Origin of the sequence: Neiella holothuriorum (assembly GCF_019457915.1) — a bacterium.
In the GTDB taxonomy this organism is placed as follows: Bacteria; Pseudomonadota; Gammaproteobacteria; order Enterobacterales; family Neiellaceae; genus Neiella; species Neiella holothuriorum.
In genome coordinates, this window is the sequence record NZ_JAHZSS010000028.1 from 1 (window position 1) to 25,063 (window position 25,063).

Sequence of the window (25,063 nt, forward strand, 5' to 3'; positions counted from 1 at the left end):
GTTCGTCAGCAAGTTGGCTAATCGGCAGCATCACCTAGGATACTTGCGTCACAAGCAATGAATTGATCAACAACGCCTAACCATACAACTACACCAGCACTTCTTGTTGGGCTATATTACTGTTAAATAAGATTTTTACTGTGGATATTATATGCCTTTTAAGTACATAAAGTACGACATGCCCATCACGGAAGCAGAAGCGTTTGTTGAGCAATATGCAGATGAATTGAGTTCGATCTGGAGGGCGTCTTCTCCTGCATCGGGAGATAAAGGATGGGCTTGGCGTCAATTGTGGGGGAGACCACAAGATATAACGCCAATTACTCTATTTCTCCGCCAGCAAGTGGAATATTTAAAAGGTGATCGGGATCAACTAAGTAAAGAAGAGCAAAAGCAGCGGCAGAAGCTGCGAAGGCAACAGGCTGAATTTGCTAAGAGAGAGTCTGAGCAAGAGCGAAAGTTGGCTGAGCAGGCAGATGAAATAGCCCAAAAAGATAAAAAAATTTCTCGTCAGCAAGACCAAATAAAAGACCTTAAAGCAGAAATAAAAGAAATGATTGATGAGAGCACCTGTGCTGCTTTGGTTCAATCTATAGACTATTTAGTAAAGCTAGTGAACTCACCCATTGATCTGCGTAAGTTACCTCATTATCAGAAGTTATCTAAGGAACAACTGGCATATTTGAAGAAAATAACCCCCAAGGAGTAGCTTCTTTTTTAGGTACTTTATGATGAGGTCATAAATGTAGCGGAGTGCCTCGGCTGTAGCCGTAGATAAATATATAGGCAAAGGCCGTAACAGTAATTGACTTGGGAATATCTTGGGATATCTATTTTAAAGAGGATTAGGTAACCGATGAAAGGGTTTAATAAATTACCAGTTGCTTTGGGTTTAGTTAATTCGTTAGATAAAAAAGAAAGGAAAGGGTTAATTGCTGCAGTAACATTAATACGACGACATCTTAAAGGGTTTGATATTTACCCTGCGTATAATATGGGAGGTGGGACTCACAAAATCAGGGTTGGAGTTAAGGATATTGAGACTCAAAAGGCGCTCCCCGGCTCACTTTTCACTTTTCGTCAGACTAAAGGCAGTGAGAGTGCTCACATAGGTGTAAATTTGGAGTTTAGCGAACTTTGCGAACTCATTGAACAGAGGAACTTAGAGGAGCGTTATTACCTAGAGAAATTAGATGAGTCGAGCTTTGAAGCATCTCTTCTTGCGATTGCTGAGTCTACTCTGTATCAAAAACTAAAAAGAGAAGAGGGCGAAGGTTACCTACCGGATGATTACTACGAAGAAAAAGGTGAGACAGAAACAAAAGAGGATTTACCAGAAAAGGCAAGGATTAAGCGGGTTTATCAACATAAAGAGTTTTATGCCAACGATGCCGAAAACGATTTAACTATAGATTTTGTTAAATGGTGCAATACCTCTAAAGATTTTACAGTGAAGGAGTTAGAGAGTAGAACCTCTGAAAAAGACAGAATAGATGTTGTCTTAGAGGGTAAAAGCGGAACGGTATATGCGGAGCTTAAATCCATATCAAGTTATAGAAATGTTAAACGGGCTATCAGAGCTGCCCTAGGGCAACTAATAGATTACCAATACTATGATGATAAAATCCAAGCAAGTGAGCTTTGGATTGTTCTGGACGCTGAAGTTGATAATGAAAATGACATAAGATTTATTAAGCGGCTCAACAATGAATTTAACAACTTAAATTTAAAATTGGTGTGCAAAACTGGAAGTGCTAAATTCAACATCAATTAAATTATATCAAAATAATATAATACACCTCATTCTTACTCGGCAGTCACCTTAATTTTATACGGTGACTGTCGGGGTCCCCTACAAATAATCAATTCTCGCTAGTTCTACATCCACATTGTCATCGGCGGTTACAGTTAAACTGGCAGCCATACCTAAACAATAAACAACTTTGTCTTGGCTAAATTGGGTTGAGTGATAAAAGCGGGTGATGGCCAACCACTCCATTGTTGAAGTCGCCAACGATTCGGCCTCTGTCATACATTTTACTGCACAGTGCTTATCATCAAGTAACTTTAGCCAATCATGGGCGCAGCAGATAAGTTGGCAAGTATTAATGCTATGCACCATTGCATTATTAAGTGATGAACGACAGCTTTCCCAATTGCTCAGCTTGTTTGCATAAAAACCGGCGCACACTCGCCAGTCCCAAGAGTTTTTGGCAAGTTGCTCCGCTCGTATGATTGCTCTGAGCGCATTGTCATGAGAGGTATCAATGTTGAGCAGGTTGTTGGCAAACCATACCCATTCTGAAAAGTACTCAGGAGGCCGTTCAGATACCATTGTTTGATATTGGGTTCGCATTTATGTATTAAAAACAGCCTCTTGCTCCAATGCTGAGCTATTAACCGGAGTAAGGGATTACGCTATTTTGCTGGCAAACTCGCCAAACATGACGGGTCATCTCACAGTCTGCGACTGCTCGGTGGGCTGTTAATTCTGGCAGTTGTATGTTTTGCTGAGCAATGGCATTGACTAATGTTTGGTATCGGAAATTGCCTCTGCTGTTGGGTTGTCGGTAAAGATCTGCATATTGGAGCATTACGCAGTGGGTACTTTCTAGCGCTTGTATTAGCTCATCATTGACTAAGCCGAATTTGTTCGCCGTTTGGTAGATTAAGCGTGTGTCGAATTTTTTATTGTAAATGTGTACTTCACCACCTTGTAGAATATCTAAAAGCTGTTTATGCACCTTGTCGTAACTTGGAGCATCGAGCAGCATTGAACCGCTAATACCATGAACCTCTTGAGCTTTTGAACCTATCTCAACAGTAGGTTTTACCAGAGTTTGGAGTACAACTTTGCCGGTATCCGCTTCAATTACTCCTATCTCAACTATTTCTGCTTGATCATCCAATCCAGTTGTTTCGGTATCTAATATGTAGTGTTTTGTCATCTCAAATCCTCTATTGAATAAATCCCATGGGGTTGTGTTGGGTTGTTTTGGCTGACTGCTCTTGCAGCAACCATTGGGTTAATAGGTCGACATCCACCTCTGCTCGGAAACGCATCTTACGTTTGAGCTGAGAGAAGTCTCCTGGAGTCAACTGGCTTAGTGCAGCAAACTTTCGCTTAATATGTGCTGGTAGGCGCTTTTTGCCGACAAGTTTCAGAAACATTTGCTCAGCCTGATGTTGAGTGAGGTAGTTAAAATCAAGGCTGAAATCGAATCGGCGACGCACTGCCGGATCGAGTGCATCAGGCCGGTTGGTGGTAGCAATAAGAATACCGCTATAACGCTCCATGCGAGATAGCATTTCATTGACCTGAGACGTTTGCCAGTTGGCATGATGACCAGCTCGATTGCTCAGCAGACTGTCGACTTCGTCAATTAGTAAAATAGCGCCTTGTTGCTGAGTGTCGTGAAACATTTGAGCAATGTTTCGTTCTGTTTCACCTATAAAAGGGCTTAGTACGCTTGATGCTGTAATTTCCACCAGTGGCTTGTTGGTATATTCAGCTAGGTGGTGAGCGAAACCTGTTTTGCCGCAGCCAGGGGGGCCAGACATCAATAAGCGTCCTTCATCGTTTGCAGCAAGAGCGTCACGGATTAGGCCTAAATCATCACCTTGGGTGTTAGTAAATTGAGTGTTGTAATTAAGCTCCATTGAATACTGGCTAGGTGAAAAGTCGCAGCCGATTGCTTGCATTTTTTCTGAAAGAATTTCGCTGAGCGCTTGTTCTGCTCGATCGCCTGCCAGTTGCAATGAGTTTAAAACCTTGGTTGCGCTAGCGACTTGGGCAACCGTCATATCGGCATGGGATGCCAGCTTATCAACGTATTGCTTTGATACAGCATATGCATTGAGTTGCTCACGAAACAGCCGAGCCTTCACCGATTTGGGCGGGATTGGTACCTCAAGGATCAGGTCGAAACGACGCATAACAGCTTTATCAATCGAATAGATGTCGTTTGCTATCCAAATAATGGGGACCTCATTAGACTCAAGTAGCTGATTTAAAACGTACTTAGAGTTCAGCCCATCGAGAACGTTCTCGCACTCATCAATACTTAAAACAACATTGCTATTGTGTGTAGCCAACAGTTTTAGGCCAAATCGAGTTGCTTTTAACCGGTTCTCACTTTCGTTAGGAAAAATGTTTCGATCATTTGCAAATTTCAACCCTTCATTTACTTCAAATAGCGTCGACTTTGTTGCTTTTGCCAGCCAACGACTCAACTGTGTTTTACCCGTACCTGGAGGGCCATAGAGTAAAATATTGGTTCCAATGAAGTTGTTGCTAACACTTGATTTTAAATGTTTTTTTAATAAGTCAGTGTTGAGGTGTTTAAAGTCTTGAGCTGTCATCAATGGTTCAGGTGCTGCGATTAGCGCTGACTTTATCAAATCTTGCTGGGAAACATTTTTGCGATGACGAATAGCCCAAGCCACATGAGTATTTAACTCAAACTTCTCTGTTATTGGAGACTTCGAGCTTAATAATTCCTCTGGGCTAACATCAAATATGATGATGCCTGATTTGACTAGTGCGCTTTTCTCGCCACACGTGTTGAACAGTTGTTCTTGGGAGCAATTGAGCCACTCAGCAACTATTAACTCGTTCGCTTCGAAACAATCAAAAAACGGCCTTCCAAAATGAGTGTCTTTTGCAACAAAGAGAAATTGCGTGAAAGCTAATTCTTCGGGGGTTAGATTGAATGACTGGAGTGCATGCTGAGCAAAAGATACCAGCTTCTGGTCTAATTGCGGCCGAACAACCAGGCTGAACGCATATTTCAAGTAATCGAAATCGTTTAACCAATTCAGCTCGTGAGCTTCATAGGCAAACCCAAGCAATTGCGTCACCCTATCGATAAATTCCTGCCGTGAGAAATTGCACCCTTGGCGCCAAGATGAAGCAGCACAAGACGTCGACATAAACTCAGTACAAATCGACAATGCGAGCCTTTCTGGGGCGGGAAGGCTTGATAACTGTTTCGGACTCACAGCAGCTAGGGCCTGACGGATTGTTCTTTGCTCTTCACTTGATACCTTCTTTTGCTTGAACAGTCGGCTCAAGGTTAAGTTGGATTGAGTCAAATTGCTTCTCCTGTGAAAAGTCATTTAGTTAACTAACGTGACTTAGTGATTAGCTTTTACTCTAAGTCTCGGGGCGACAGCTAATGTCGCTTCGCTAGTTGTTACTTCGATCGTTAGATGATTCGAACTCTGCTAGCCATTTCTTTACCAATAAAGGCACAAGCTCTGTTGCATCTCCCGGCCGATACTTAAAGCCAAAGGGGATTTTGGCTATTGATTTGGTCACAAGGACTTTCTCTGCATCATAGCGGGCATGTTTTAGTAGACTCGCTGCTGGTTGAACGGTTAGAGAGGTTCCTATTACTAAGACCTTTTCCGCTGTTTTCATGTGATGTTTCGCTTGCTCAATGTGTAATGGGGCTTCGCCAAACCAAACGACATCGGGTCGAAGCGGATGCCCATCGGGAGTGGCAGAGTTGAGGCATAAATCCGAATTTAGTCGAAGCCTTGACTGGTCTTTCCCTCGGCTACGCGCATGGTGAATTGATCCGTGTAGGTGGAGCACCTCGGTGCTTCCTGCCTGCTCATGTAAGTCGTCCAGATTTTGGGTAATAACTATTACTTTGTAATTGGTCTCTAGAGCAGCAATTGCCGTGTGAGCTGCGTTTGGCTTGGCCTGAGACATCAATTGTCGACGCTGATTGAAATGTTTGAGAACAAGCTCGGGATCTTCTTTCCACGAGTGAGCTGATATGGCCGGTTGCATTCGTTGGCCATCGTTACTTTGATAAGTTGGTATCCCACTTGCCGCACTAATACCTGAGCCGGTAAACACAACGATCTGTTGGTGGTTAATAGGCGGCTTCATTTTAGCTCTTTGCAATCCGCTTGGTGTGGAAGTCAGATATTACTTTTCAAGCCGACAAAGGCTGTCGATAACCCTAGACCTTTCAAATTGAGATTTACATTTTGGAGTTTGGGCTCTGTAGTCATGGTCATAAACGTGGAGCCCGATTGGGGTCCAAAGTTGGCTAATAAAGGCAATTACTAGAAATTAATGACAAACCCGATCTAATCAAATCAGTAAGTTAGCTGTCCTTAATTGCCTACTTTACTTCCCGATACAGAAACTACCAAAAATGCGACCAAGCAAATCATCGGAGCTGAATTCGCCAGTGATTTCATTTAATGCTTGTTGGCATTGGCGTAGGTCTTCTGCGAGTAGTTCGCCGGCACTAAACCCTTGCAGTTGCGCAAGCCCCTGATCAAGGTGTTCGTGGGCTTGGCTCAGTGCTTCCAAATGACGCTGGCGGGCCATGAATTTGCCCTCAGTGGCGCTTTGGTATCCCATGCTGGTTTTCAAGTGGGCGCGCAGCTGTTCAATCCCTTCACCTGATTTAGCCGACAACGAAATGACCGGCGATTTGTTCTCGGCGGTGTGCTGAATTTGTTCGCCTGATAAATCGGCTTTGTTGCGGATCACGGTGATTTTCATGGTGTCTGGCAGTTTGTCGATAAACTCTGGCCAGATGTCGTGGGGATCGGTGGCATTGGTTTCGGTACTGTCGATCAGGAACAGCACTAAATCGGCTTCATCAATCTCTTGCCAAGCGCGCTCAATACCGATTTTCTCTACGGTGTCTTCGGTATCGCGTAAACCTGCGGTATCGATGATGTGTAGTGGCATGCCGTCAATATGAATATGTTCACGAAGTACATCGCGGGTGGTGCCCGCAATTTCGGTCACAATCGCCGATTCGCGGCCAGCTAAGGCATTCAACAGGCTGGATTTGCCGGCATTGGGGCGGCCGGCTAAGACGACTTTCATGCCTTCTCGCAGTAGGCTGCCTTGCTTGGCTTCCTGCTGAACCGCTTCAAGTTGACTAATGATGGCTTGCAGCTTTGATTCGACGTTGCCTTCGCTAATGAAGTCGACGCCTTCTTCATCAGGAAAATCAATGGCGGCTTCCACATAGAGGCGCAGGTTAATGACTTGTTCTACCAGCTGATGCACTTCATTGGAAAAGGCACCTTGCAGCGAGTGCAAAGCGGAGCGAGCGGCTTGCTCAGAGCTGGCATCAATTAAGTCGGCAATGGCTTCCGCTTGCGCTAAATCGAGCTTGTCATTTAAAAATGCTCGCTCTGAAAACTCACCGGGGCGAGCCATACGCACGCCTGGAATGTTGCAGATAGCTCGGATCAGCATATCAATGACCACTGGGCCACCGTGGCCTTGCAGCTCCAGCACATCTTCGCCAGTAAAGGAGTTGGGCGCTACAAAATACAGAGCAATGCCCTGATCTAACACCTCACCATCGGCACAAAAGGGTAGGTAGTCGGCATAGCGGGGCTTAGGTACTTTGCCGAGCAACTGCGCGGCAACGAACGACGCCTTTTTGCCGGAAACCCGAATAATGCCTACACCGCCGCGGCCCGGAGGTGTTGCCTGCGCAACGATAGTGTCTTGATCCAGCATGTACCTTAATCTCGCTGATGAAATGACTGCGGCAGTATACCAGCAGTTCGGCTAAGCGGATTCGTTGAGCCCCAATCTATCGGCAAATTTGGTTTTCCAGCGGCGGAATAGCCAGCGTTCGAGGGAGTGCGCCACGATCACGATGTAGCTGCAGGCGAATAGAATTTGAATCAGTCGATCCCACGACTTGGTATCAATACTGTTGTCATTCGATAGTGCGAGCCCGCTAAATAAGACTAAGTAACCGGCAATGGCGCCTGCGTAAACCTTGCCTAGCTTGGAGCCGATAAATATCTCACGTCCAAAATAGATTCCGACGGTTGCCATAAACAGCATTAGGTAAATCAAGCTAGGGATCATGACAAATAGCTCATAGGTCGCGATGGCAAATATCGCAGAGACGATGTTGACGATGAAATAGAGCTTTAAGGCCTTGAGCGACTCTTTGGTTGATACCTGCATTAAGAACATGGCGGAAAAAATTAATACCAGCAATGCATGCGACGGCAGGAAATAGAGATAAAACAGCAATAGCGGTAGCAACACAATGACACTTTTAATCGCAATCAAGGCGCGGGCAAACTCTGAATAGGGGCTTGCCGGCAGTTGAAAATCTTGACGTTTTTCAGGAAAAAAAGTGTGGGCAATGATGTAAATGAGCAAAGCAATAAACGTGGCTTTAATTAAATTCTCGGTTAAAGCTGTGACGGCAACGCCATTGAGCACGCCAAAGAAGCTGATCAACACCAAAAACACAATGCCAAAGGTAGCAAGCAACACGAATTTTTGTTCGGTGCCTAAGTAGTAAAACCACATCAGTATGAGCGAGAGCATGATCACCATGATTTGTGGTTCAAAGCCAAACAGCATGACAAAGGCCGAAAACAGTAGCGGCATAATGATCAGGCTGATCACTAATACCAAGAGGCCTTTGAGGCTTGGTGCGGCGGGAACGGTAAGGAATTTTGCGGCCAGCACCAAAATTAGATTACTGAGTGGAAAGTCTAAGGTAAATGCCGCGTAGCAAGCCACCACCATACCAAATGTCAGGCGATAGACGCGCTGCTTTAGCAGTTGCTCGGGCGACATGTCCTTGATCATCAGCGGGCGTAAGAGAGCAAAGCCACAATATGAATCCAGATTGAGCCTAAGGTGTTGAGGATCCAACTATCACTGGCATAAATAATGACATCAACCTGACCGCCGTGGCGCATTAATCCTTTTAATTCATCTTTGTCGTCAAATGTGATTGTGACGGGGAAGCGCTGTGGGTCGCGCATCCAGCCCTTGGCTTGTTGTGACTTGGCCAACTTGGACGGATCGACATTGTCGCCAAAGTCTACTGCCCAAGAAATGTTCGACACTTTGCCGTCAAACACCCGCCCAGGTGCATTATCGAGCACCATGGCCACTGCATCACCAATATTGATGTGTTCTAAGTTATTTTCTCGAAAGTAAGCTTCAACCCAAACTTGCTCGGCATTGATGTAGCTGGCGATGGGTTGGCCTGCTTGGGCGTAGTAGCCTTTTTCAACTTGCAGGTTGGCAATGCCGCCAACGGTTTTGGCGTGTATTCGAGTTCGTGCTAAATCGAGTTGAGCATCTTCTAACTGTAATAGGGCGGCTTTGATATTGGCGTTATCGGCACCCGTTGCCCCAAGTGCTTGCTTGGCTTTTTGTAAGTCAGCTTCGGCTGTAATGACTCGGGCTTCGGCCGCATCAAGTTTACCTTGAGCGTTGTCAGCATCGGCTTGAGAGACGATGCCTTTGCCGGCCATGGAGAAAATCCGATTGGTTTGTTTCACCATGGTTTCAAGCTGGGTTTTGGCATCCGCAAGGCGGCTTTGGGCCACCTCAACATCGGTCATTTGTGCACCCACTTTACTGCCGGCTAAACGTAAATTTTCTTGTGCTTGTTCGACGGCCACAAGGTAATCGGTTGGGTCGATGGTGAACATGATGTCACCCTCTTGCAACCGCTGACTTTGTTGAACATGGATTTGCTTAATATGGCCAGAAACTTCAGGAGTCACCGGCGTTATGTACACCTTAACGCGCGCTAATTCGGTGTCTGGTGCAAAGCGGTCCATGATCAAATACAAAATAAAAAAGACCACGCATAACGCCAGCAACACTTTGCTGATTTTTTGCAGCACATCGCTTTTTGCCGGCGCAGGCTCTGGTTGCTTCTGTTCGGTTGTGTCCGTCATTTAAGTCGTTACCTCGTGAGTGACTTAACTTTGTTTTTCTAAGTTCAACCAGTGAACGAAAATTTCATAGGTAATCACTAAGATAACCGCGCCGGTAAATAAGCCAATAATGCCAGAGCTGATAAAGCCACCGATGGCGCCAAGGAAAATCACCAGCATTGGCACGTCGACGCCGCGGCCCATCAATATTGGTTTCAATACGTTATCGGCCAGAGCAACGACGATCATGGCAACGGTATAAGCAATGGCCGCTGCCATGGATAAGTTGGAAAACGCCCAGCTGGCGGTGGCAATCACAATTAAGGTGATACCAATACCAAGTTGAATGGTACTTAAGATCATGATGGCTAATGCCCACAAACCAGCAGCAGGTATGCCAGCAAGAATCATCACTAAGCCGCCGGCCATGGCTTGAATGAACGCCACACCAAGTACCCCTTGTGCCACGCTTTTAATGGTGGCGCTGGCGAGCTTGGTAAACTTGGTGCCAGATTTTCCTGCCAGTCGATCGCCAACTTTACTGACGGCGGACTCACACCCTTGAGCAAAGGCCATAAACACGCCACTAATGATAATGGCCACTAAAAACATACCAATGCCCGCACCTGCGCCAGATACTGCGGCAATGGCTTTGTCTTTGAGCGGTTCAATGGTTTTCTGATGGCGCTCTAGTGCCATGTCTAAGTCTTGCGAAGCGTCATTCCAAATTTCATAGACTTGCTCGCCAATCACCGGCCAGTCTTTTACGCCTATATCGGGCTTGGGAACGTTGAGTTCGCCCGCTTCGGCTTTGGCATGCAATTGTTTTGCTGAATCTACTGTGGAGTTAACCAGCATTGCCGTAGGTGTTAGCAATATGGCGAGTGCGATTAAGGTGAATAACACGGACGCAAGTTTATTGTTGCCGCCCAGCAAGTTCCGAAACTTGAGAAATAATGGGTACAGTGCCACTGCAATAATGGCGCCCCAGACAACCACCAAAATAAATGGCTGGATAATGGTGAATGACCAATAAATCAGTAGCGCGACTATGCCAATTCTTAAAGCTGCTTCGACATAGGTAGATATTTGTTGTTGGGCAGACATGGCGGAATCCTTGTTAAAGCGACAAACAAGCCAATGGTGTTGGGCTCTGGAAATCAATACGGGTTGAGCAGGCGCGTAATTCACTGCTCAATTGAGCCTAATAGTAGTTCACCGTCAGTTGTTAGCAAACATAAAAAAACCGCCATAGCGGCGGTTTTTCAGAGGCTTAAGTCAAATTACTCGGCGGCTTTTTTAGCCTCAATCGCGCGATTGATCATTAGCTGTTGAGCAATTGAAATCAGGTTCGATACGACCCAGTACAACACCAAGCCCGATGGGAAGGTGACGAACAAGAAAGTCATAAACACTGGCATCAACATCATGATTTTCTGCTGCATTGGGTCGGCAACAGTGGTTGGCGACAACTTCTGCATCAGGAACATGGACGCGCCCATCAAAATTGGCAGTACGAAGTACGGGTCTTTGACCGACAAGTCAGTGATCCACAACATAAAGCCTGCATGGCGTAATTCCACACTTTCGAGCAGCACCCAGTACAAGGCGATGAAAATTGGCATTTGCAGCAACAATGGCAGACAGCCACCCAGTGGGTTGACCTTCTCTTTCTTGTACATTTCCATCATGGCTTGCTGAAGCTTTTGCTTGTCTTCGGCGTAGCGCTCTTGCAATGCTTTCATCTTCGGCTGGAGTACTTTCATACGGGCCATGGATGTGTATTGCTTTTTGGTCAGCGGATACAGCAAGGTTTTGATAATGATGGTGACCACAATAATGGCCAAGCCCCAGTTCACCACAAGGCCTTGAACCAGTGTCAGCAGCCAGTGCAGCGGTTGTGCTAACCACCACAAGAAGCCGTAGTCCACGGTCAGGTTTAAGGTTGGCGATAAGGCTGACAGTGTTTCTTGATCTTTAGGGCCAGCATAAAACGATGCAGTTACCGATTTGGTTTCGCCTGCAGCGATCACCAACTGCTCGCCCTTCATACCAACAATGCCGCTACCGCGTACGTTGTTGGTGTAGAGCTGGTTGCTGCTAGCAGCTGCTGGTACCCAAGCGGAAACAAAATAGTGTTGCAGCATTGCAACCCAGCCGCCCTGAGTGGTTTTGTTCAGCGCTTTATCAGACAAGTCATCGAACGTGTACTTACTGTAACGCTCGTCTTCTGTTGAATACGCTGGACCACGGTAAGTCGGCATCATCATGCTACCGGACTCGCCTTCCATGGTTTGTTTCAGCTGCATGAACGGTTGCATCACCAAGTTCTGGCTTGAAGTATTGATGACTTCAATGTCTTGCTGAACGGTGTAAGAACCAGCGGTCAAGGTCAAACGCTTAACAACGGTAATACCGGCTTCAGTGACGTGCTTAAGGTTCACTACCAAGGTGTCGCCATTCATAACGAAGCTATCACCATCGGCTTGGTAACTTGGGCGCCCTTTTGAATCGGGGCCATCGTTGCCAATCAAGCCGCTCTGAGCGATGTACTCAAAATGACTGTTGCGATGCAAAATTTGAATGGGCTCGTCACCGCCTTGTTCAACTGGGTAAGCCAACAATTGCGTTTCAACAATGTCACCTCCAGCTAAATCAATTTTCAGGCGCAACACATCACTTTCTACGGTGATGATGGAGCCGCTTGTTGCATTGACCGACGGAACAGCAGACTGCGCCGAATGTGATGCTTGAGGAACATCATCAGAAGTTGCCGGAGCATCAGAGCTAACGGTTTCCGAGGCTACCGTTTGTACGGGCTGAGGGCCATACATGCTTTGCCATTCTTGATAAAGCAGTACGCTGACCAACATCAGGCCGACGAGTATAAAAATACGTTGTGATTCCATAGTGTTATTGATTCTTTGATGGCTTTTCCGGTACCGGATCGTAACCGCCGGGGTTAAAAGGATGGCATTTTAATATGCGCCGTGAGGCCAGCCAACTTCCTTTTATTACACCGTGGGTTTCAATGGCGCCAATGGCGTAGTGAGAGCAACTCGGATGAAACCGACAGCGTTGCCCAATGAGCGGACTAATCAACCATTGATAAAGCTTTATGGGGACTATTGCGAGTTGCGACAGCGTTTTTTTAAACGAGGCCATAGCTGCTTTACCAGTTGCTGAAGTTCGGGTTTGGAGAGTGTACCAACTCCTGGCTTACCGATCACCACGATATCAACGCTTGGTAGCTCATGTTTGAGCAATCGAAAGCTATCGCGGAAAACTCGCTTGATACGATTTCGTTGTACGGCCAACTTGGCTGACTTTTTAGAAACCGCGAAACCTAACCGAGGATGGTCAAGATTGTTTTGGGTTGCGAGTAGGGTAAGGTGAGACGAACCAACGCGAATTGGCTTGCCTTGAAAGACAGAATTAAAATGGGCGGGAGTTAACAGTCGTAACTCCCGCCCATATGAATAAGACGACACTGTAAGAAGCGTGTGCTTATTTGCTTAACTTAGCGCGACCTTTAGAACGGCGACGTGCCAAAACTTGGCGACCGTTTTTAGTGGCCATACGAGCACGGAAACCGTGGTTACGCTTGCGCTTCAATACGCTTGGTTGAAATGTTCTTTTCATGGTTCTACCTAAACTATTTTGCTTGGCTATTGAAGCCTGGACAGACCACTATGTTCAGTAAGTACAATTAGCAGTCCCCTAAAAAATGAGGGCGAATTTTATGCGACCGCGACGGCAGAGTCAATCACTATCACTGAACAAATTTTGATCGCGTTATTAATCGATCCCTGTGCGATCCCTGTTCAATTGTTGTTCAAAACAGTTTTATAACCTGTTGATAGTGTCGTTATCCTTATTTTATTCAATTAGTTATGGTTGTTGATAAGCTCTTAATAAATGATCCAAAACGATCTGGAAACGGGCAGCCAGATCCCGCATAATGTCAGCCCTGCTAATCACGACGATCCCTCCCTTTTTCGACTGCTGTTGTCAGTTGAGATGCGCCTGTCTTACTCAGGCCATGGTGGTGATGTTGACTTATCAAAGGAGAAGGCATTGAGCGCGTCTTTATGGCAAACCTGCGTTGAAGCCCTCAAGCACGAGTTGCCTGCCTCACAATTTAGTACCTGGATTCGTCCGCTACAGGCGGATTATGACGGCGAGCGTTTAGTGCTTTTTGCGCCGAATCGTTTTGTGCTGGATTGGGTGAGCGATAATTATCGGACCCGCATCAATGAATTACTCGCCCAAGCTTGTGGGGCAGATGCTCCAGCGCTGCATTTAGATATTGGCAACATTGCGCCTCCTGCCCCTGTGGTTGATACCAGTGTGGCACCAGCGCCTAAGCCCGCTGCGCCAACAACTAGTAATCCATGGGATCGCGGCAATAAACCCAAACCGGAAATTCGTCACAAGAGCAACATTAACCATACTTACATTTTCGATAACTTCGTTGAGGGTAAGTCCAACCAGTTAGGCCGCGCGGCTGCAACTCAAGTTGCCGAAAATCCTGGCGGCGCCTACAACCCGTTATTTTTATACGGCGGCACTGGTTTAGGTAAAACCCACCTATTGCACGCGGTGGGCAATGCCATTTTACAAGGCAAAGACAACGCTAAAGTTGTTTACATGCATTCTGAGCGCTTTGTGCAAGACATGGTCAAAGCGCTGCAAAACAATGCCATTGAAGAGTTCAAGCGCTACTATCGTAGTGTTGATGCCTTGCTCATCGATGACATTCAGTTCTTTGCTAATAAAGAACGCTCGCAAGAAGAATTCTTTCATACCTTCAATGCACTGCTCGAAGGTAATCAACAAATCATCCTCACATCTGATCGCTACCCGAAAGAAATTGATGGCGTTGAAGATCGCTTGAAATCTCGTTTTGGCTGGGGACTGACCGTTGCTATTGAGCCGCCAGAATTAGAGACGCGGGTGGCTATTTTGATGCGCAAAGCGCAGGAAAGTAATGTTCACCTTCCTGATGAAGTCGCCTTCTTTATTGCTAAGCGTTTGCGCTCGAATGTGCGTGAGCTCGAAGGGGCACTTAATCGGGTGATTGCTAATGCTAATTTCACCGGTCGAGCCATTAATATCGATTTTGTGCGAGAAGCACTGCGAGATCTCTTGGCTTTACAAGAAAAGTTGATCACCATAGACAATATTCAGAAGACGGTTGCTGAATATTACAAAATCAAGTTGGCTGACTTACTGAGCAAACGTCGTAGTCGCTCGGTGGCACGGCCAAGGCAACTCGCCATGGCGCTAGCCAAAGAGCTAACTAACCACAGCTTGCCGGAAATTGGCGATGCATTTGGTGGGCGCGATCATACAACTGTGTTACATGCGTGTCGTAAGATTGAACAGTTGCGCGAAGAAAGTCATGATATTAAGGAAGATTATCAGAACCTCATACGGACTCTGTCTTCCTGATAATCTGTCTCATGAGTTAAGGTGCGATAAAGGGATTGAATATGAAATTCACGGTTAATCGTGAGCAAATTCTAAAGCCGCTTCAGGCGGTGTCCGGGGCAGTAGAGCGCAAGCACACACTACCCATACTTGCCAATATTTTAATGCGCGTAAGTGATGGCTCACTTACCATGATCGGCACGGATTTAGAGGTTGAGCTTTGCGCAACATTGCAATTGGCTGACCCTGACCTGACCCCTGGTTCGATTACTGTACCGGCTAAAAAGCTGGTAGATATATGCCGTACATTACCCGATGGCGCGGTGATCGAATTAACCTTAACGGGCGAACGCCTCATTATTAAGTCTGGCCGTAGCCGCTTTAGTTTAGCGACGCTACCTGACACGGACTTCCCGCAAATTGACGAATCTACATCGTCAATGCAGTTCACCACCACGCAACAAGAAATGCGTCGGTTAATTGAATTGTCGCAGTTCTCCATGGCTAACCAAGATGTGCGTTACTACCTAAACGGCATGTTGTTTGAAATTGCTGATGGTACGCTCACTGCGGTTGCAACCGACGGTCACCGCTTGGCGTTATCGCGTATATCGGTGCCTGAATTACAAGATGCGTTCCAGTGCATTGTGCCGCGTAAAGGCATTCTGGAGTTGATGCGCTTGTTAGAGCAGGACGACAACCCTGTCACGGTGCAGCTGTCAGATAACCATATTCGAGCTGATATTGGCGACTACCTGTTTACATCTAAGCTGGTGGATGGTCGCTTCCCGGATTACCGTCGTGTATTGCCTCGTGGTGGTAATAAATTGGTGGAAGGCGATAAAGAAACCCTCAAACAAGCTTTCTCTCGGGTCGCTATTCTATCCAATGAAAAGTTCCGCGGGGTTCGATTGCAATTGGCTACTGATGAATTAAAAATCAGCGCCAATAACCCTGAGCAAGAAGAAGCTGAAGAAGCAATTGCCGTTTCTTACCAAGGCGAGGAAATGGAAGTTGGCTTTAACGTCAGTTACATCCTCGATGTGCTCAACACCGTCGATGGCGAAAATGTTCGTTTCACCCTCAACGACCCCAATAGCAGCGGGTTGATTGAAAACGCAGACGATGACAGTGCGCTATACGTGGTAATGCCAATGCGACTCTAGTAGAGGCTCGTGATGGTAATAAAAAGGTCGCTTAGCAAGCGGCCTTTTTTTGTTTAAAAACAACGATCTCGTCGTTATATTGTCAGGCTAATTTAGAATTAGTAACTACACTTCATCTACATCTTTTGTAGTCGTATTTGGCGCCGCCATGCGTCGTAGGGTCAGGTTATGTTCAAACAGAATTGCTTAGCGTTGGTTGTTGAAGACATGGAAGCCATGCGCAAAATTACCGCGCAACAACTACGTCAGTATGGCGCCAAAGAAGTGTACCAAGCGAGCAACGGTGCCGAAGCACTGCGAATTCTTCGCAATCATCGCATTGAGTTGATTTTGTCAGACTGGAACATGCCAGTGATGACCGGCATTGATTTTCTGAAAGCGGTGAAGGCCGATGAAAACTGGCAACGCATTCCTTTCATTATGGTGACCGCAGAGGCAGAGCGAGATAAGGTTCGGGAAGCCATACGTTTTGGTGTGAGCGAGTTAATCATTAAGCCGTTTACGCCGAATATGATGCGCGAACGTATCGAGCGTGCATTTAAACGCCCTGTACGAATTCCATCTGAGATAAAAATCAGCGAGCCCGCGGAGGCTCCCGTTGCCGTTAAGCCTGATTTAGATATTACCTCGCTTGATGACCCCGGTAATGCTGAAGACGCCGCCAAATTAAAAGATGGCAACATTCTGATTGTTGATGATACCCCCGACAACCTTCGTTTGATGTCCGACTTGCTGAAAGACGATTACCGCGTTCGGCTAGCCAATAATGGCAAAAAGGCGCTTGAGTTATGTCAGGGCGACACGCCGCCCGATTTGGTGTTGCTCGACATTATGATGCCGGAAATTAGCGGATACGACGTGCTTGAGCAGTTGCGGGAAAACCCTGCCACAAGTCATATTCCGGTGATCATGGTAACGGCAATGACCGAACAAGAAGCTGAAGTTAAGGGCATTCAAATGGGCGCCATTGAATTTATCACCAAGCCCATACAGCCTGAGTTGTTGCAACTACGGGTTCGCAATTTCATGCGGCAGGTGTGGCGTATTCGCGACATCCAAGCCAGTTACGATGACATGATTGAAGCGGCACAAGCAAAAGAAGCCGCAGAGCAGATTGTGCGACACGATATTAAAGGCCCGATAGCTGGGATTTTAGCGGCCGCGGAACAAATCTCAGCGAATGCCCGGCGCCCCGAGTTGGTTGCTGATCTTGCCGGTGATGTCGATAGCATGGCGCGGCAGTTGTTAAACCTGATCGAGTTGACCCAAATCGTCTACAAGATTGAAAGCAACCAATACGATTTAAAAGCCGTGCCGGTGAACACCGTTGACTTACTCCAAGACGTCACGGCGAGTTGTAAGCGGATATTCGATGCCAAACGCATTACTTGCAACGTATTCTGGCCAAAAGCACAGGGAGCCGAACTGCTCGTTTGCAAAGGCGAGGAAGTATTGCTGTTTTCGGTGTTCAATAACTTAATTAAAAACGCCTTTGAAGCCGCGCGACCGAAAAGTGCCGTGCGTGTCCATATTGAAAAAACGAACGCCAATCAGATCGAAATTTTAATCAGCAACGATGGTGTTGTGCCTGAAACCATTCGCGAGCACTTCTTTGAGAAATATGTTTCTGAAGGAAAGGCCGGCGGTTCTGGGATTGGCACGTACTCCGCTAAATTACTCACCGAAGCCATGGCGGGCGAGATCGATATGCACGTCGATGACGAGGCTAACTTGACTACTATGACGGTTACGCTTCCTTGCCCTTAACCGGGTAGGGCGGTTAGGCACGAGGGCTGAAACAAGGTACACTAGCCCTTTGTGTTAACGAGTAGCTTTTGGCTGAATGACCATTTCCAGGCTTGCCATTCAGGCGGTACGAAATCTCTCTAGCGTTTCTTTCGATCCGAGTCCCGGCTTTAACTTTATTTACGGTAAAAACGGCGCAGGCAAAAGTAGCGTGCTGGAAGCGATTCATATGCTCGGCTCTGGTCGCTCGTTTCGAACGCATCGCCACAAACAGCTGATCCAGTACGAGCAAGCCGACTTCACCATATTTGCCGAATTAGAGCGGCGCAATCACCATTATCGCGTTGGCATGAAGCGCACTCGTAGCAGTGAGCCGGAAATTCGAATAAATGGTGAATCAACGCAGCGTTTAGCCGAATTAGTGGGCTTGCTGCCCATTCAGATCCTTACGCCAGACAGCCCTGTGCTGCTGACGAGTGGTAGTAAAGTGCGTCGGCAATTTCTCGATTGGGGCCTGTTTTACCGGCAAGAATTGTTTTATCCGGCATGGCGACGCTATGCCCGATCACTCAAACAGCGCAACGCCCTCGTGCGGCAACAACTGCCTTATCGGCAGGTCGGCCCGTGGGAGCATGACTTTGTTGAAAACGGGCGTCTGATCACTCAAATGCGCACGGAATTTGTTGCTCAATTGCAGGCTGCCTTATTAACATTTACCGATCAATTTTTGCCGGGTAGTGACGTTGAATTAAGTTATCAATCAGGTTGGCTTGCTTCGGCTGCTGGCAACGATGATTACCAGGCACAATTGCAAGATCATTATGACCGCGATATAAAAGTTGGTCATACCCAGCTCGGCCCACATCGAGGTGGTTTTAAATTGAAAGTTGATGGCGTTGCTGCAGAAGAAACCTGCTCGCGCGGTCAATTAAAGCTGCTTGTGGCAGCTCTTTTATTAGCGCAGGGATCGCTGTTATCTGATTCTCAGGGAACTTCCTGCATTTATTTGATTGATGACTTCGCCGCGGAGCTAGATGAAGCCCGCAGGGCACTATTAATTGAGTGCCTAATCGCGATAAAATCACAGGTCTTTATCACCGCTACGGACGAACTGTTTGTAAAACAAGTTCGGCCACAGTTGGAAGCGGCGAAACGGCCCTTTAAGCTGTTCCACGTGGAACGCGGGCAATTAGTAACTTCATAAGAGTGACCCTATGTCTAACGAGTATGACTCTTCCAGTATTAAAGTATTGAAAGGCCTCGACGCCGTCCGTAAGCGTCCAGGCATGTATATCGGCGATACCGATGACGGCACCGGTTTGCACCACATGGTGTTTGAGGTTGTTGATAACTCAATTGACGAAGCACTGGCGGGGCACTGTAGCGACATCATTGTCACCATCCATGCTGACTCATCGGTCAGTGTTAGCGATGACGGCCGTGGTATTCCTGTGGGAATGCACCCAGAAGAGGGCGTATCCGCAGCCGAAGTGATTATGACCGTGCTGCACGCTGGCGGTAAGTTTGATGACAACTCATACAAAGTCTCAGGCGGCTTACATGGGGTAGGTGTTTCGGTTGTAAACGCCCTGTCAGAAAAGCTCGAATTACACATTCGTCGCGAAGGCAAATTACACGAGCAAGTTTATAGCTTAGGTGTGCCAAATGCACCGTTGGGCGCGATCGGCGAAACCGAGAAAACCGGTACGCGCATTCGCTTCTGGCCTTCAGATGTAATCTTCACTGACACTAATTTCCACTACGACATTCTTGCGAAGCGTTTACGCGAGCTGTCGTTCCTTAACTCAGGTGTTTCCATCAAGCTTAAAGATGAGCGCGATGGCCGTGAAGATCACTTTCGTTACGAAGGCGGTATTCAAGCGTTTGTTGATTACCTCAACCAAAATAAAACGCCAATTAACCCCGACGTATTCCACTTTACCCATACTCGTGAAGAAGACGGTATTGCGGTAGAAGTTGCGATGCAATGGAATGATGGCTTCCAAGAAAACATTTACTGTTTCACTAACAACATTCCTCAGCGTGATGGTGGTACTCACTTGGCCGGCTTCCGCTCGGCGTTAACTCGTACTCTCAACACCTACATGGACAAAGAGGGCTTTTCTAAGAAAGCCAAAACCACCGCGAGTGGTGATGATGCGCGTGAAGGTCTCACCGCTGTCATTTCGGTGAAAGTGCCAGATCCTAAGTTCTCTTCTCAAACCAAAGACAAGCTGGTTTCGTCAGAAGTGAAGCCTGCGGTAGAAACCGCCATGGGTAGTCACTTATCTGATTACCTGCTAGAAAAGCCAAACGAAGCCAAAATCATCGTTGGCAAAATCATTGATGCCGCGCGTGCGCGGGAAGCGGCGCGTAAAGCCCGTGAAATGACCCGTCGTAAAGGCGCTTTAGACTTGGCTGGCTTGCCCGGTAAGCTGGCGGATTGCCAAGAAAAAGACCCTGCACTATCTGAACTATACATAGTGGAGGGTGACTCAGCGGGCGGTTCTGCGAAGCAAGGCCGTAACCGTAAGAATCAGGCGATTCTTCCTTTGAAAGGTAAGATCCTTAACGTCGAAAAAGCACGCTTTGACAAGATGCTCTCTTCGCAAGAAGTAGCAACGCTGATCACTGCGCTCGGTACCGGTATTGGCCGCGACGAATACAACGCCGATAAATTACGTTATCACAGCATCATCATCATGACCGATGCCGACGTCGATGGCTCGCACATTCGTACGCTGCTGTTGACCTTTTTCTATCGTCAAATGCCAGAGCTGGTTGAGCGTGGCCACATTTTCATTGCGCAGCCGCCGCTATACAAAGTTAAAAAAGGTAAACAAGAGCAGTACATCAAAGATGATGACGTGCTTAATGAATACCTTACATCGCTTGCGTTGGATAAAGCGTCATTGTTCGTCAACCCTGATGCGCCAGCGATTGCTGGTGCGCAGCTCGAACACTTAGTGAAGCAATACCAAGACGTGCAAGTTATCCTCAAGCGCCTTAAGCGCTTGTGGCCAACCGAAGTTCTAGACCGTTTGATTTACACGCGCCCAGTATTGCAGGCCATGCTTGATAACCAAGCCGGTATGCAAGAGTGGGTTGATGACTTCCAGGTAGAGTTAGACACCTTGGCAGCCGGCGGTACTGTGTATACAGCAAGCGTGGTTCAGGACGATGAACTGCATCAGTTCTTGCCTAAAGTAACGGTTCGCCAGCATGGTATTGATACAGACTATTTGTTCTCTTCTGACTTTATTAAGTCAAAGGACTATCAGCAAATCACCTTGCTCGGCGACCAAATCTCGACCTTAATCGAAGACGGCGGTTTTGTGCAGCGTGGCGAGCGTACGCGCCCTGTCACAACGTTCCTTGAAGCGCTTGAGTGGTTGATCAGCGAATCGAAACGTGGCTTGAATATTCAGCGCTACAAAGGGTTGGGCGAAATGAACCCTGAGCAGTTGTGGGAAACCACCATGGATCCAGGCACGCGCCGGATGCTGTGTGTCACTATTGAAGACGCCATTGGCTGCGATCAGCTATTCACCACCTTGATGGGCGATCACGTTGAACCACGCCGAGAGTTCATCGAAAACAATGCATTGAATGTAGAAAACCTCGACGTTTAATCGCGTCGGATGGGGGAGGCCTCGTCCAAGTTGAAACGAAAAAGGCAGCCAATTGGCTGCCTTTTTATTGCGAGTTTTGAGCTTAAGGTGAAAATATATAACTCATAGGCTAGGGTAGCGGGTACCCCTTATTGCTGCTGAGTAAATTGAGCAACGTTTGTTTTCAACGTGGCTGACATTTCTGATAATGCGTGGCTTGCGTTCGTTGCATTGGAAATGTTGTCCACCGAGCTATTCGACATATCGTTGACGCGAACAATGCTTTCGTTAATTTCCTCGGCAACGCGGCTTTGTTCCTCTGATGCGCTGGCGATTTGGTTACTCATGTCGTAAATGCGCTGTACCGCGCCGGAGATGATTTCAAATGCATCGCCGGTGTTTGAGGCTTTTAGGATTGCTACCTCCGCGTGAGAGCGGCTCTTTTCCATAAGCTCTACGGCTTGCCTTGAGCCAGATAACAAGCGCTCAATCATCTCATTGATTTCACCCGTTGACTGCGCTGTTCGGCTCGCTAAGCTTCTCACTTCATCTGCGACTACCGCAAAACCTCGCCCTTGTTCGCCTGCGCGCGCGGCTTCAATGGCGGCATTGAGTGCGAGTAAATTAGTCTGATCGGCAATGCTTTTGATGACCTCTAATACGCTCGCGATCTCATCACTATCTTTACCGACCTGGGAGATGGTTGTAGACGCATCGTCAATCTGCTGAGACAGAGCGTTAATGCCCGATATTGCTTCACCTACAACGTCTAGGCCGCTGCCAGCAGCAACATTTGCCTGTTTTACTGACTCGGCGGTTTGGGTCACGGTGTCAGCAATTTGATGGCTCGAAACCGTCATTTGATTCATTGCGGTCGCCACTTGCTGAATCTCTGAGAATTGTTGTTGAAAGTTAGAGTTTGTGGTTTCGAACAAGTGATCGAGCTCGGCCGATGTATCACTAAGCTCTTTAGTGGAAGTTGTAATACCTTTGACCATATCAAGCAGCCTATCTCGCATCGATTGCATTGAGTGCATGATGTCACCCACTTCATCGGTCCGAGTAATGTCGAAGCGGCTGGTGATGTCGCGCTTGGCCATGTCAGCAACAAGTTTAGGAATGGCGACAATTGCTTTGGTCACGCTCGTCGCTATATATGCCAAGAAACCGATGATTACGATAAAGCTGAGCGCGGCAATGAGTTTCGTGTACTCGATGGATTCCTGTTGCAGTTGGGTTGAGTCATTTACTCGAACCTGCGAATTTTCGAGGAACGGATCAATTTGAGCATTCAGCGATGCCGCCGCTGTATCAAACTGTGCCATGGTTTTGTTGCCTCCCGCGGGCCCATGTTCAACATAGGCTGTCGCCATCATTTTCCCCACGCTGTAATATGCCTCGAATGCAGTGGATATTTGGTCGTACTGACTTCGGTTGTCGGCGTCTAGCTGCTTTAGCTCCTGCACAATACTACGAAACAATTTGGCGTTGTTTTCTGCTTCCTCAAAACCGTCATTTAAGCCATCTTGACCGCGCGTTGCGCTAATATCTGTTAGCCACTGTTGCACTTGTACAACGGCTAGTTTCAATTTATGGGCGTGGTTAAGGATTGGAATTTGCACTTGGCTAATGTTGTTGGCATTACCCAGGATCGCTGAATTACTGGAGAATAGAACAGCGCCTTGGCTGGCGAGCACTACTGCCATGATCGCTGACAGCAACAGCATACGATTTTTTAGAGACATCATTTTCCTATAAGTGTTCGTTACAACGACATGAGATATGAATTATTAGCTATCTAGTAGGTGGCGCAGCAGGAGTGACTTCCCCAAAGCCCTAATCGAAAGGGTCATACCATCTAGCGGAAAGTAGTAATTTTAACTCATTTGATTGCTTGGGCGTTGATCACCGCCCATTGTTTTCCAGTTAAATCGTTGTTTGCTTATGTCACTGCGTTACATAAGTAAGAGCGGGTGAGGGACGCGTGTTTATGTGAGATTTTCTTCTGTTGGTTTTACCTGTTTTTATGGGTTCATTTGAACAGGCGGCGAGTTGTTGTGGAGCTTGGAATTTTCTAGTGGCTAGAATTTTAGACTAGCTAGCCACTAAAATACTTAACGATGTTTCACGTGAAACAGTATAACCCTAGAACTCACAAAGAAGGCTCCAAGTGTCGTTAACTAGGCTTCCGCGTTGTTGACCTCTTGAAGTAACTGATCCATCAACTCAGCCAGCGAGTCCTCGCTTAAGCCATACGTTTCTGCAGTCGCTAAGAAAATATCACTGACAGTTTTTGCCACTCCAGCAAAAAACTCCTTTGACTCTTCAAGTTCGCTAATCATCAATTCGCGGCCACTGCTATTCATTAGCTCGATGGAGCGGTCAACAAAATATGTATTCACCAGCCAATTTCTGGTGGCTTCTGCTTTTTCGAGATCTGTTTTTAACTGGTCAGTAGATACCCCGAGTTTTTCGAGTAACTCTGTCAGTTGTGATGCCACGGATAGGGATTCGTCGGACGTGGTTGTTTGCTTTTTGTCGCGGGGAAAGTTTTGCAGAAAGACGAGCGTTCGGGCAACACCTTGATCCAAGCTTTGAGCATAATATGATGCCAAACCATAGTAGGCGTATACGTCTTTGTATTGCTGTTCTTGTTTGTCCATTCGTTCCTCGGGGCGGTAGTCAACTGAGAAGCTAATTAATGCCCTGATATAAACATATTTTGACCAGCAATTGTGTGGTTGTGGTCAAGAAGATACTAACAGTCAATCTCGAAGGTCAAAGACGAAGAGCGCAGGGGAATGTTTCATGTGAAACAATTGGCTTTGAGCATCAAAGCCTGTGTGAATTGATGCGGAGTTATAGTCGTTTAATATAAACCTGTGGGGTTTCGTTACGCTGATCGAAGTAGAAGCCAAAGGTACCGGTTTTCGTAGGCTTGAATCGGAAGTAGGAGCCATTAGAACTGCAGTTGGCGTTAACGGGCGCTGCGTCTTCTAGTACATTCTCATCGGCTTTAGTTAAGAAGCCGCAGTTGGTGCCTGGTGACCAGCCTGCGTCAGCAAATTTAAAATCATAATATTCGCCATCCGCAACCAGCCTGGCTTGTGCTTGGTATAGATCTGGACCGACACGTTTGACCTTGTACGGCTCCTCTGCATCCCACCAAGTAAATACGCCGCGCAAATATAATATCTGATCCATGGAAGGTTTTGATGGTGCTTTTGGCGGCGCTACTTTGTTGGCCGACTTAGCACTGGAAGGCGAACCCTCCTCTTGCTTATCGGTCTTGGCTGTACTTTGACAACCACTAACGACGCATAGTGCTGCAGTGATTGCCAACGACGGAACAAGGTGACTTAAACGCATGGGAAAACCTGTTCAAATTAAAAAACGAGCAGGATGAAT

At 46.9% G+C, this 25,063-nt stretch carries 22 protein-coding genes; 7 read left to right on the forward strand and 15 right to left on the reverse strand.

All coding sequences use genetic code 11. The features are described 5' to 3' along the window. The first annotated feature begins 151 nt into the window (after positions 1–151). Positions 152–709 carry a hypothetical protein gene (locus tag K0504_RS17025; RefSeq protein ID WP_220105365.1) on the forward strand — a complete coding sequence of 186 codons (558 nt, stop codon included), beginning with the start codon at positions 152–154 and terminating at the stop codon, positions 707–709. 147 nt (positions 710–856) lie between these two features. Further along, positions 857–1,774, forward strand: coding sequence for a hypothetical protein (locus K0504_RS17030; protein ID WP_220105366.1), 918 nt, complete (start codon positions 857–859; stop codon positions 1,772–1,774). Positions 1,775–1,852: 78 nt separating this feature from the next. Here the strand turns inward: K0504_RS17030 and K0504_RS17035 are convergent, their stop codons facing one another. The 12 genes from K0504_RS17035 to rpmH all read right to left on the reverse strand — a co-directional run bounded on the left by K0504_RS17035 (position 1,853) and on the right by rpmH (position 13,341). Continuing rightward, on the reverse strand, positions 1,853–2,356 hold the full coding sequence (locus K0504_RS17035) for a hypothetical protein (protein ID WP_220105367.1): 504 nt from the start codon (positions 2,354–2,356) through the stop codon (positions 1,853–1,855). A gap of 40 nt (positions 2,357–2,396) precedes the next feature. After that, on the reverse strand, positions 2,397–2,948 hold the full coding sequence (locus K0504_RS17040; RefSeq protein WP_220105368.1) for a 3'-5' exonuclease: 552 nt from the start codon (positions 2,946–2,948) through the stop codon (positions 2,397–2,399). Positions 2,949–2,958: 10 nt separating this feature from the next. After that, complete coding sequence (locus K0504_RS17045; protein ID WP_220105369.1) at positions 2,959–5,094, reverse strand: AAA family ATPase; 2,136 nt, start codon at positions 5,092–5,094, stop codon at positions 2,959–2,961. 94 nt (positions 5,095–5,188) lie between these two features. Then, positions 5,189–5,902, reverse strand: coding sequence for a Sir2 family NAD-dependent protein deacetylase (locus K0504_RS17050; RefSeq protein WP_220105370.1), 714 nt, complete (start codon positions 5,900–5,902; stop codon positions 5,189–5,191). Between the two features lie 243 nt (positions 5,903–6,145). Beyond that, complete coding sequence (mnmE, locus tag K0504_RS17055) at positions 6,146–7,507, reverse strand: tRNA uridine-5-carboxymethylaminomethyl(34) synthesis GTPase MnmE (RefSeq protein ID WP_220105411.1); 1,362 nt, start codon at positions 7,505–7,507, stop codon at positions 6,146–6,148. Between the two features lie 54 nt (positions 7,508–7,561). After that, on the reverse strand, positions 7,562–8,599 hold the full coding sequence (locus K0504_RS17060) for a DUF2955 domain-containing protein (protein ID WP_220105371.1): 1,038 nt from the start codon (positions 8,597–8,599) through the stop codon (positions 7,562–7,564). 11 nt (positions 8,600–8,610) lie between these two features. Then, the gene (locus tag K0504_RS17065; protein ID WP_220105372.1) at positions 8,611–9,720 is read right to left on the reverse strand and encodes an HlyD family secretion protein; all 1,110 of its coding nucleotides are present in this window, start codon (positions 9,718–9,720) and stop codon (positions 8,611–8,613) included. 24 nt (positions 9,721–9,744) lie between these two features. Continuing rightward, on the reverse strand, positions 9,745–10,806 hold the full coding sequence (locus K0504_RS17070; protein ID WP_220105373.1) for an AI-2E family transporter: 1,062 nt from the start codon (positions 10,804–10,806) through the stop codon (positions 9,745–9,747). Positions 10,807–10,982: 176 nt separating this feature from the next. Further along, the gene (gene yidC / locus K0504_RS17075) at positions 10,983–12,608 is read right to left on the reverse strand and encodes a membrane protein insertase YidC (protein ID WP_220105374.1); all 1,626 of its coding nucleotides are present in this window, start codon (positions 12,606–12,608) and stop codon (positions 10,983–10,985) included. Between the two features lie 4 nt (positions 12,609–12,612). After that, positions 12,613–12,864: a membrane protein insertion efficiency factor YidD gene (gene yidD, locus K0504_RS17080; RefSeq protein WP_220105375.1), complete on the reverse strand. Its 252-nt coding sequence runs from the start codon at positions 12,862–12,864 to the stop codon at positions 12,613–12,615. Continuing rightward, complete coding sequence (rnpA, locus tag K0504_RS17085; RefSeq protein ID WP_220105376.1) at positions 12,825–13,190, reverse strand: ribonuclease P protein component; 366 nt, start codon at positions 13,188–13,190, stop codon at positions 12,825–12,827. The genes yidD and rnpA overlap by 40 nt, the downstream gene beginning before the upstream one ends. 16 nt (positions 13,191–13,206) lie before the next feature. Continuing rightward, positions 13,207–13,341, reverse strand: coding sequence for a 50S ribosomal protein L34 (rpmH, locus tag K0504_RS17090; protein WP_087504358.1), 135 nt, complete (start codon positions 13,339–13,341; stop codon positions 13,207–13,209). Positions 13,342–13,776: 435 nt separating this feature from the next. Here rpmH and dnaA point away from each other — a divergent pair, with 435 nt between their 5' ends. The 5 genes from dnaA (at position 13,777) to gyrB (ending at position 21,676) form a co-directional block, all read left to right on the forward strand. Next, the gene (gene dnaA, locus K0504_RS17095; protein WP_220105412.1) at positions 13,777–15,153 is read left to right on the forward strand and encodes a chromosomal replication initiator protein DnaA; all 1,377 of its coding nucleotides are present in this window, start codon (positions 13,777–13,779) and stop codon (positions 15,151–15,153) included. 41 nt (positions 15,154–15,194) lie between these two features. Further along, positions 15,195–16,298: a DNA polymerase III subunit beta gene (dnaN, locus tag K0504_RS17100; RefSeq protein ID WP_220105377.1), complete on the forward strand. Its 1,104-nt coding sequence runs from the start codon at positions 15,195–15,197 to the stop codon at positions 16,296–16,298. Positions 16,299–16,466: 168 nt separating this feature from the next. After that, a complete protein-coding gene (locus K0504_RS17105; protein WP_220105378.1) occupies positions 16,467–18,065 on the forward strand; it encodes a hybrid sensor histidine kinase/response regulator in 1,599 nt (532 codons plus the stop codon). Between the two features lie 76 nt (positions 18,066–18,141). Continuing rightward, entirely contained in the window at positions 18,142–19,248 is a 1,107-nt protein-coding gene (gene recF / locus K0504_RS17110) for a DNA replication/repair protein RecF (protein WP_220105379.1), read from the forward strand. Between the two features lie 10 nt (positions 19,249–19,258). Continuing rightward, positions 19,259–21,676 carry a DNA topoisomerase (ATP-hydrolyzing) subunit B gene (gyrB, locus tag K0504_RS17115; protein ID WP_220105380.1) on the forward strand — a complete coding sequence of 806 codons (2,418 nt, stop codon included), beginning with the start codon at positions 19,259–19,261 and terminating at the stop codon, positions 21,674–21,676. Positions 21,677–21,804: 128 nt separating this feature from the next. Here the strand turns inward: gyrB and K0504_RS17120 are convergent, their stop codons facing one another. From K0504_RS17120 to K0504_RS17130, 3 genes are all read right to left on the reverse strand, one after another. Next, positions 21,805–23,400, reverse strand: coding sequence for a methyl-accepting chemotaxis protein (locus tag K0504_RS17120; protein ID WP_220105381.1), 1,596 nt, complete (start codon positions 23,398–23,400; stop codon positions 21,805–21,807). 435 nt (positions 23,401–23,835) lie between these two features. Continuing rightward, the gene (locus tag K0504_RS17125) at positions 23,836–24,318 is read right to left on the reverse strand and encodes a hypothetical protein (protein ID WP_220105382.1); all 483 of its coding nucleotides are present in this window, start codon (positions 24,316–24,318) and stop codon (positions 23,836–23,838) included. A 196-nt stretch (positions 24,319–24,514) separates the two neighbouring features. Then, positions 24,515–25,024, reverse strand: a complete 510-nt coding sequence (locus K0504_RS17130; protein WP_220105383.1) for a hypothetical protein — start codon at positions 25,022–25,024, stop codon at positions 24,515–24,517. Positions 25,025–25,063 lie beyond the last annotated feature (39 nt).